Origin of the sequence: Brevibacillus borstelensis, assembly GCF_037834415.1 — a bacterium.
Taxonomy (GTDB): domain Bacteria; phylum Bacillota; class Bacilli; order Brevibacillales; family Brevibacillaceae; genus Brevibacillus; species Brevibacillus borstelensis_A.
Genome location: NZ_JAUMSJ010000019.1, coordinates 82135 through 90245, shown reverse-complemented (window position 1 = coordinate 90245; position 8111 = coordinate 82135). Strand labels below are relative to the sequence as shown.

The 8111-nt window shown below is 49.7% G+C and carries 8 protein-coding genes and 12 tRNA genes; 19 read left to right on the top strand and 1 reads right to left on the bottom strand.

Going from position 1 to position 8111, the window contains the following annotated elements; translation table 11 throughout:
• The first annotated feature begins 81 nt into the window (after positions 1-81).
• The 12 genes from Q3F21_RS16280 to Q3F21_RS16225 all read left to right on the top strand — a co-directional run bounded on the left by Q3F21_RS16280 (position 82) and on the right by Q3F21_RS16225 (position 1723).
• Positions 82-157: transfer RNA gene (locus tag Q3F21_RS16280), tRNA-Val, on the top strand.
• Between the two features lie 166 nt (positions 158-323).
• Positions 324-400 (top strand) — tRNA-Met (locus tag Q3F21_RS16275).
• 75 nt (positions 401-475) lie between these two features.
• Positions 476-552, top strand: a tRNA-Asp gene (locus tag Q3F21_RS16270).
• 176 nt (positions 553-728) lie between these two features.
• Positions 729-804, top strand: a tRNA-Thr gene (locus tag Q3F21_RS16265).
• Between the two features lie 6 nt (positions 805-810).
• A tRNA-Tyr gene (locus Q3F21_RS16260) sits at positions 811-895 on the top strand.
• Positions 896-904: 9 nt separating this feature from the next.
• A tRNA-Lys gene (locus Q3F21_RS16255) sits at positions 905-980 on the top strand.
• A gap of 17 nt (positions 981-997) precedes the next feature.
• Positions 998-1084: transfer RNA gene (locus Q3F21_RS16250), tRNA-Leu, on the top strand.
• A 10-nt stretch (positions 1085-1094) separates the two neighbouring features.
• Positions 1095-1170 (top strand) — tRNA-Gly (locus tag Q3F21_RS16245).
• Positions 1171-1327: 157 nt separating this feature from the next.
• A tRNA-Arg gene (locus Q3F21_RS16240) sits at positions 1328-1401 on the top strand.
• Positions 1402-1468: 67 nt separating this feature from the next.
• A tRNA-Pro gene (locus Q3F21_RS16235) sits at positions 1469-1545 on the top strand.
• Between the two features lie 6 nt (positions 1546-1551).
• Positions 1552-1639 (top strand) — tRNA-Leu (locus tag Q3F21_RS16230).
• Between the two features lie 10 nt (positions 1640-1649).
• Positions 1650-1723, top strand: a tRNA-Gly gene (locus Q3F21_RS16225).
• 461 nt (positions 1724-2184) lie between these two features.
• Here Q3F21_RS16225 and Q3F21_RS16220 read toward each other — a convergent pair.
• A complete protein-coding gene (locus Q3F21_RS16220) occupies positions 2185-3315 on the bottom strand; it encodes a sensor histidine kinase (protein WP_340255024.1) in 1131 nt (376 codons plus the stop codon).
• Positions 3316-3563: 248 nt separating this feature from the next.
• Between Q3F21_RS16220 and Q3F21_RS16215 the strand changes: the two genes are divergently transcribed.
• From Q3F21_RS16215 to spoVAC, 7 genes are all read left to right on the top strand, one after another.
• Positions 3564-4220 (top strand): TerC family protein, encoded by a 657-nt coding sequence (locus tag Q3F21_RS16215; RefSeq protein WP_340255021.1) that lies wholly within the window; start codon positions 3564-3566, stop codon positions 4218-4220.
• A gap of 98 nt (positions 4221-4318) precedes the next feature.
• Positions 4319-4906, top strand: coding sequence for a YkoP family protein (locus Q3F21_RS16210; RefSeq protein ID WP_340255018.1), 588 nt, complete (start codon positions 4319-4321; stop codon positions 4904-4906).
• Positions 4903-6033 carry an MGDG synthase family glycosyltransferase gene (locus tag Q3F21_RS16205; RefSeq protein ID WP_340255015.1) on the top strand — a complete coding sequence of 377 codons (1131 nt, stop codon included), beginning with the start codon at positions 4903-4905 and terminating at the stop codon, positions 6031-6033. Before Q3F21_RS16210 ends, Q3F21_RS16205 begins: the two co-directional genes overlap by 4 nt.
• A 97-nt stretch (positions 6034-6130) precedes the next feature.
• A complete protein-coding gene (locus Q3F21_RS16200; RefSeq protein ID WP_340255012.1) occupies positions 6131-6334 on the top strand; it encodes a small, acid-soluble spore protein, alpha/beta type in 204 nt (67 codons plus the stop codon).
• Between the two features lie 147 nt (positions 6335-6481).
• Positions 6482-6688 (top strand): DUF1657 domain-containing protein, encoded by a 207-nt coding sequence (locus tag Q3F21_RS16195; protein WP_003386720.1) that lies wholly within the window; start codon positions 6482-6484, stop codon positions 6686-6688.
• Positions 6689-6760: 72 nt separating this feature from the next.
• Positions 6761-7621, top strand: a complete 861-nt coding sequence (locus Q3F21_RS16190; RefSeq protein WP_340255008.1) for a DUF421 domain-containing protein — start codon at positions 6761-6763, stop codon at positions 7619-7621.
• A 16-nt stretch (positions 7622-7637) separates the two neighbouring features.
• Positions 7638-8111 (top strand): stage V sporulation protein AC, encoded by a 474-nt coding sequence (gene spoVAC / locus Q3F21_RS16185; protein WP_340255005.1) that lies wholly within the window; start codon positions 7638-7640, stop codon positions 8109-8111.

The window sequence follows — 8111 nt, the reverse complement described above, 5'->3', positions numbered from 1 at the left end:
TAAAAACCCAACTAGTTGTTGGGGCCCCGCAAAGTACTCGGAATATGCTGCGAAGCATACCCGTCACTTTGTGGGGATGACGGAGGCTTAGCTCAGCTGGGAGAGCATCTGCCTTACAAGCAGAGGGTCGGCGGTTCGATCCCGTCAGCCTCCACCATATGCTTCTTTCGCAGGTATCGGTTACGGGATCTCACCGTTCCGGTTCACCCTCGAAGAAGTTCAAAGGAGTATTGCTCGGGCACTTCAGATCTTGCTCGCTTGCGGAGAATAATCGACGCAGTGTCGCAAGTGGAAGCGATCCCGTCAGCCTCCACCATAATCGTCGCGGGATGGAGCAGTCTGGCAGCTCGTCGGGCTCATAACCCGAAGGTCGCAGGTTCAAATCCTGCTCCCGCAACCAATTTTTCTACTTGAACTACCTCGATGTACTCTCAGTTTAAGTAGGAGCGGAGTGCCCTTGGGTGCAACCAAATATGGAGCTGTGGTGAAGTTGGAGTTCACGCCGGTCTGTCACACCGGAGGTCGCGGGTTCGAGTCCCGTCAGCTCCGCCAGTTTATTCAAGAAGAAACGGGCCTCTCACCCGTAAACGGGTTCACCCTTGTAGCGTGAACAGGGAGGAGTGCTCGGGTGCTTCAGATCTGGCTCTCAGGAAGCTTTTCGAGGTCGAGTCGCCAGTGGAAGCGAGCCCCGTCAGCTCCGCCATTTTTCAAGAAGTGAATAGTGAAATGCCGGTGTAGCTCAATTGGTAGAGCACCTGACTTGTAATCAGGGGGTTGTGGGTTCAAGTCCTATCGCCGGCACCATTTTTTGGGGAGATAGCGAAGAGGCTAAACGCGGCAGACTGTAAATCTGCTCCCTATGGGTTCGGCGGTTCGAATCCGTCTCTCCCCACCATTTTAGTGGGAGCCATTAGCTCAGTTGGTAGAGCATCTGACTTTTAATCAGAGGGTCGAAGGTTCGAGTCCTTCATGGCTCACCAGTTTTTAAAATGAATATGCGGTCGTGGCGGAATTGGCAGACGCGCTAGATTCAGGTTCTAGTGGTGGCAACACCGTGGAGGTTCAAGTCCTCTCGACCGCACCATTACAAAAATGCGGACGTAGCTCAATTGGTAGAGCGTCGCCTTGCCAAGGCGAAGGTCGCGGGTTCGAGCCCCGTCGTCCGCTCCATGATGCGTTTGCAGGTCTCTCACCCGTGCCGGGTTTACCCTCGTGGTTATTCTCGAAGAATTGCTCGGGCACTTCAGATCTAGCTGCGCAAAGCGGAAATGTTCGACGAGGTATTGCCAGTGGAAGCGAGCCCCGTCGTCCGCTCCATATACATCATGTGCCCTTAGCTCAGCTGGATAGAGCGTTTGACTACGAATCAAAAGGTCGGGAGTTCGAATCTCTCAGGGCACGCTTTATTTTTCTCAAATGTAACCGATGCGTCATCTTTTGCTTTTGAGACGATAACACAATAATCAATCGGGAAGTAGCTCAGCTTGGTAGAGTACTTGGCTTGGGACCAAGGGGTCGCAGGTTCGAATCCTGTCTTCCCGACCATGTTTTGCCGGGGTGGCGGAATTGGCAGACGCAACAGACTTAAAATCTGTCGGGAGTATCTCCCGTACCGGTTCGAGCCCGGTCCTCGGTACCATCGCTGTCATGCGGGTGTAGTTCAATGGTAGAACCCCAGCCTTCCAAGCTGGTCGCGTGGGTTCGATTCCCATCACCCGCTCCATCTAGATGAAAAAGCAGGCACCTGTCAAACGGTGGCCTGCTTTTGTGTTTGTGTCCTCTCGCCTTGTGAACAAATGCCACATTCCTGCGATTCATGTGAATGTTTAAGGCCGCTCACATACCCCGCCCCCATTCTACCGTAAGTAAGCCTTTAGTCCTGCTTTTAGCGTTTCTCGACAAGTTGCGATAAGATCCACAAAGCTAAACAGGGATTGTCGAAAAATGTCATAAAGTTCTGGGTAGTAGAAACATATGTTTTCGTGTAGAGTAAGGTCTAGATCGCTTACTCGAAAGGTAAACGGATCTCTTGCCTCGCCCTCTGATTTCAGAGGGCATTTTTTTGTCCGGGCAGGCAATTGACGGAAGTTGTTCCTAAAGAACTCACAGTTGACCTAAGGGACTGGTCAGCAAGCAGTTTAGTATGAAAAAGGCTTCATTCGAGTTAAACCCGAATGAAGCTTTTTAGGCCAAGGGCAGAGTCACGACAAATCGAGTGAACTCTCGCGTTGATTCACAGGAGATCGTTCCAGTGTGTTTCTCGATGATATTTTTGCAGATGGAAAGGCCAATTCCGGTCCCATTTTGTTTCGTGGTAAAGAAGGGCTGAAACAAGCTTTCCAGAATGTCTGGCGGAATCATTTCCCCGTTGTTTTCGACCGACAGCTGTACCATGCCGTTCTGACAGGTGGATCGCACCCGTATCATCTTTTCCGGTCTTCCTTGCACAGCGTCTATGGCATTGGTCAAAAGATTGACAAGGACCTGCTTTAATCCTTCCTCGTAGCAATTCAGCAAACAAGGCTTGATTTGCTTTTCAAACCCGATATTTTCAGCCAGGAGCCGCGGAGTGATCAGGAGCTCTACCTCGTAAAGCAAATGCTCCATATTAACCGTCTTGAAGATTTCATCCAGGATAGGTTTCTTGGAAAAGCTCAAAAAGCCGGTTATTTGCCGATGGAGGTTTTCAAATTCATGCATAACTACCTGGATATAGGACTGGAGCTTGTCCTGATCGCGAGTCGATTCGGCGATCAGCTTTAGAAACCCTTCGATTGCACACAAGGGGTTTCGTAGCTCGTGCGCCATATTCGCAGCAATCTTACCCAGCATGGTCAATTTGTCGTTATGCAAGAAGGAGATGGTTTCTTCCTTTTTTACGAGTTCTCTATTAATCAGTTGTTCAAAATGGTACACAGCCCAAAAGATGCTTTCATCCATGGCCTTCCCTAGCTGTGTTTCCAGGTAAATCAAATGTTCAGTTTTCAACGACCAATTGAGCAGCTCAGGCTTGATGACACGCCAAAAAACATTTCGGTACAGCTGATAGGTGCGTAAGATGGACGAAAACGGGTACTCCTGAGAGCGCAGCCATTCTCCCATTTCCATACACCATGTTTGCATATCCTCTTCGACATTTTCTACCAGATAGCGGGCTAACAGCACGGTACGCTTCTCGGCAAAATCGCGAGGAATCGTCAGCGGGGTTTCCATGCTCAAAACGATCTCCTGCAACCACAGCGTAGTAATGGTTGGCCCCATATCCAGAATTTTTTGAGAAACATTTTGAAGGTTCAGAGAGACTGTTTCCACCATAGCTTATCCCACCCCTTTCATATCGTACGGAAGGATCTCCCGAAAAACAAGGTATATATCTCCTAGATTGCGTTGAAAATTGTTTTTTTATGGAATTTTCGTTCAACAAAATCCGAGTATTCTCGTCTTTTTTCGAATAACAAAAGAGTTCATGAGGGTAATTCTGTGTGCATAGAGTTAAGAAGGACAACCGTAAAAAGGAGCGCAATCGGAGGAAGGACAAATAGAAGTGAGTAAGGAGAAAAGCGATGGAGGGGCAATTTTGGATTGGCTTGCTGCAAATTTTTCTCATCGATCTGGTTCTCAGTGGTGACAATGCAGTCGTTATCGGTATGGCTTGCCGGGGGTTGCCCGCACTAGAGCGAAAAAGAGCGATTTACATTGGTACAATAGGAGCCATATTGCTTCGTGTTCTGCTAACGGGCTTGACGACCTGGATGCTGGACATCCCCTTGGTAAAAGCGATGGGAGGAATCCTGCTGTTGTGGATCGCCTGGAAGCTAACGTTTGGCGATCAGGAGGAAACGACAGAGGTGTCTTATAGCGGGAGTGTAGGGCAGGCAGTCAAGACGATTATCCTGGCTGACTTTGTCATGAGTCTGGATAATGTGTTGGCGGTGGGAGGCGCTGCTGACGGAGATCTGCTCTTAATCATGATCGGACTGGGTATGAGCATACCCCTGTTGATGTGGGGGAGCTCGCTGGTCGCTCGTTTGATCAACAGGTTTCCCAGTCTGTCGCTTTTAGGCGGCGGATTGCTGGCGTATACGGCGGCAGAGATGTGCCTGGAGGACCCTTACATCTGGAAACTTCTCAATCCGTTGATTTTCAATCATGCGTGGGTTCCGTTTTTTGTTGCAGTCGGAATTGTCGCATTCGGACGCTTCCGGAGAACGGCTGGCTGAACAACTCTGTCTTCAGCAACATCCTCGTGTTTTCTTCAAGCAGGATCGGGCATACTACGAGTAGTGGAATACACAGCAAGAAAGGAACCGATTTGAGGATGAACACGGGTATCTTGATCTTGTGGGGGATTTGGGACGAGCTATACCAACGCTGTACCAGGCTGCAATATATTGAAAAGGGGAACAATATTTTTCGCATTGTCCGTATGCGGTACCATGGCGAGCCGCTCGTGACTTCAGATCATCGAGTGATTTCAAAAGGCGATTTGATTTTAAAGCTGCACATACACAATTACTATTTTGCGACGCTTTGCAGCGGTGTAAAAGACGATCTGCGGGTTTCCTTGCTGCTCAGGCAGCAAATCATGCGCTCCCTGCCGCAATTGGCCAGCTATCTCAACGCAATGGAAGAGCGGGACGAAATCAAGGGAATTGTCGGGACTACCACCCTGAGCAAAGGGGTGACGCCGCTCGGTTTTTCCATTTCCGATGTGCCGATGAGCTGGTTTTTCCGATACAAACGCTGGTACCTGAAACTGATGGTCCGGTTCATTCATCCGGACGGAAAAAGAAGGATGAAAACCTGGAATCAGGATGAGCCGCTTAAGCGGGTGTACATGTCCAAAGAAGAGCTGTTGCGAAGGTATCTCGTGCAGCAACCGGAACCCGCAGGTGATACGGTATGACCGGAAGACGAATTTTGCTCGTTACCGAAGAATGGGCGGGAAGCGGTCACCGTATGGCCGCGGAAGCACTTGCCGAAGCTTTGAACGAGATGCGGCCCACAGCTTATATTAAGGTAGTGTCCGGCCTTAAGACAGCAAGTCCGGCTTTGCGGGAAATCTCCCGTTTTTTTTATCTGCAAATGCTGCGCTACAATCCCGGTTTATGGCAAAAAATGCATGACAACGACAAAAAGTGGGCGGCCTTGCTAAAAAAACCGCTTGCAGTCTGGCTGTCCAAGAGAATCATCCGCGAATTGATTGACAGGGAAAGGCCTGATATTGTCGTCGCCACGCATGCATACTGTTTTTCTGCGCTTGCTGAGGCAAAGCGGAAGGGGCCCAAAAAATTCCGGCTTATTGGCGTTCCTACCGATTTTTGTGTCCATCGTTTTTGGATGCATCCGGAAACGGACGCTTACGTCGTTGCCCATGAACAATTGACCGATGCGATACGAGCGGATCGAAGGCTGGAGCGAGCAGAGGTGCTGGAGTACGGCATTCCGATTCGCCGGACCTTTTATTCGTCCGCCCTCCAGGACAAGGTTTACTGGAAAGAACAGCTGGGCCTGGACCCCCGGCTGTTTACTGTGCTGATAAGCGGCGGTGAGGGAGGATATGGGTCAATGGAAGAGGTCATTCGCGTCTTGCTGCGCGAAGAAGAGCCGCTTCAAGTCATCGCGGTTACAGGAAAAAATCACGAGCTTCAGGAGAAACTGGACAGGCTGACATCTTTATGTTCGCCTGTTCATACTGTCATCGTAAGAGGGTATGAGCATGAGATATGGAAGTGGATGTCGGCTGCCGATGTGTTTATTACCAAGCCGGGCGGAATCAGCATTGCCGAGGCCCTCGCAGTGAAAACCCCGCTGGTCTTGTTTCGCCCTCTTCCAGGACAAGAACAGCGGAATTTGACCTTTTTACTGGGCAACAAAGCAGCATTTCATGCGCGCCATGCCGATGAAATCGGCAAGATAGTACGCCAGCTTCGAGACTCTCCGGAAGACAGAAAAGAAATGCTCCAGCGGATGGCTTCTTTGGGCAAACCTGATTCGACAGAGCAAATTGCGAGATATCTGCTCCAGCTATAACGCTATAAATTGCCAGTGAAAATCAAAGTGACAGAATGAATGAAAGAAGGGGTCAACAGACATATTAAGCTTACAACCAACGAGGAGGTGATTACAGATGGCAAACAACGGTGGTTCCCGTAACAATCTTCTGGTACCGCAAGCCAACCAAGCTCTGGACCAACTGAAATACGAAATTGCTGCTGAGTTCGGTGTTCAACTGGGAGCAGACACCACTTCCCGTCAAAACGGATCGGTTGGAGGAGAGATCACCAAGCGTCTCGTTTCCTTCGCTGAACAACAATTGGCTGGTCGTGCATAACCAAATAGGTTGAATGTGGGAAAGGCACCAGAAAGGTGTCTTTCCTTTTTGTTACCAATTGTAAAAAATTTACATCTGCTATTTTAAAAAGCGTGGGATTAAATGCCTGCTATTGGTTGACTCTATAGGTGCTAGGAGGTGAATCAGATGACAGTTGCATCCCAAGTGAAACAGACGCTGGCAAGCTTGAAGGGCGCGCAAGCGAATCTGGAACAATTTGCTCTCAGCACTCAAAACCAGCAAGCGAAACAGTTGTACACGCAAGCGGCACAGCAGACTGAGTCAATCGTGACCAATCTGCAGCAGCGCGTTACCGAGCTTGAAAACGAGGAGCCGCAATACAAAGGCTTCTAGGCAATTTCCAGAAAACGGGAGAGGGGGCTTCTCTCTCCTCTTCTCTAGTACATGAGCGGGAGGGTTTTTTTCGTGCCCGATTGGTTAAATATCGCACTGCGCTCACTCGGAGCTGTGGTCTATCTGTTTATCCTGACAAAAATAATCGGCAAACGTCAAATCAGGCAATTAACGTACATTGAGTACATTGTCGGCATTACGATCGGCTCTATCGCTGCCTTCATGGCGACAGAGATGGACGGCCCCATTTACCACAGTTTGATCGCTCTGACGGTTGTAGCAATCTTTCCCGTCTTGTTTGAATGGCTGTCCTTAAAGAGCAAGAAGCTTCGAGATTTTTTTGAGGGAAAGGCGACCATCCTGGTCAAGGACGGCAAGGTGTTGGAAGACAACCTGAAAAAAGAGCGGTGGACTGCCGAAGACTTGATGGAGCAGCTGCGAATCAAAAATGTGTTTCGCGTGGCCGACGTCGAGTTTGCGGTGATGGAGACCAGCGGAGAGTTGAGCGTTCTTTTAAAATCCCAGCATCAGCCAGTGACCCCGCAGCACCTTGAGCTTGAGGTGTCGCCGGCAGAGGAGCCGCAAACGGTCATCATGGATGGGATGATCATGGATGAGCCACTGTCGAACATGGGCTTAAACCGCTCCTGGGTACGGTCCGAGCTGCAGAAAGCCGGAGTCGCCCTGGAAAACGTCTTTATCGGGCAGGTTGACAAAGGCGGTCAGCTATACCTTGATTTGTATGACGACAAAATCAAAGTGGCTGAACCGCAGGCGTTGAAATTAACCTATGCGCAGTTGAAAAAGTGTCAGGCGGATCTGGAGGTGTTTGCGCTGTCTACGAAAAATCAGCGGCAAAAACAGGTGTACCAAAAAGACGCCGAGGAATTGCAAAAGATTATGGATGAAGTCAAGCCGCTGCTTACAAGATAGGGAAGAAGGGAAAAACATGGCGGATCAAAAAAAGAAAAAGCTTACTCCCATCCAGCAGGAGTATCAGCAGTTAGCCAAGCGCCACGAACCTCCGCGCCCTTTGGTGCGCAATTTTACGCGCGCCTTTTTGACAGGGGGAGTGATTTGTCTGATCGGACAAGGACTGCAGGAGATGTTTATCCGTTACTTTGACTTTACGGAAAAAACAGCTGGAAATCCGACAGTCGCGGTGCTCATCTTTGCGTCCGCTCTTTTGACCGGCTTGGGCGTATACGACCGGATTGCACAGTGGGCAGGGGCCGGGACGAGTGTTCCGGTGACCGGTTTTGCCAATTCGATTGCATCGGCGGCCATTGAGCATCGGAGTGAAGGCTTCGTGCTGGGAGTTGGCGGAAACATGTTCAAACTGGCGGGGTCAGTGATTGTTTTTGGAGTTTTTTCCGCATTCGTGATCGGGATCGTGAAAACGTTGATCAAAATGGGAGGATAA

What these genes read in the sequence shown, in the direction of transcription:
- Q3F21_RS16220 (WP_340255024.1), bottom strand. Translation starts at nt 3,315, where the DNA reads ATGGTGGAAACAGTCTCTCTGAACCTTCAAAATGTTTCTCAAAAAATT.
- Q3F21_RS16215 (WP_340255021.1), top strand. Translation starts at nt 3,564, where the DNA reads ATGGAGGGGCAATTTTGGATTGGCTTGCTGCAAATTTTTCTCATCGAT.
- Q3F21_RS16210 (WP_340255018.1), top strand. Translation starts at nt 4,319, where the DNA reads ATGAACACGGGTATCTTGATCTTGTGGGGGATTTGGGACGAGCTATAC.
- Q3F21_RS16205 (WP_340255015.1), top strand. Translation starts at nt 4,903, where the DNA reads ATGACCGGAAGACGAATTTTGCTCGTTACCGAAGAATGGGCGGGAAGC.
- Q3F21_RS16200 (WP_340255012.1), top strand. Translation starts at nt 6,131, where the DNA reads ATGGCAAACAACGGTGGTTCCCGTAACAATCTTCTGGTACCGCAAGCC.
- Q3F21_RS16195 (WP_003386720.1), top strand. Translation starts at nt 6,482, where the DNA reads ATGACAGTTGCATCCCAAGTGAAACAGACGCTGGCAAGCTTGAAGGGC.
- spoVAC (WP_340255005.1), top strand. Translation starts at nt 7,638, where the DNA reads ATGGCGGATCAAAAAAAGAAAAAGCTTACTCCCATCCAGCAGGAGTAT.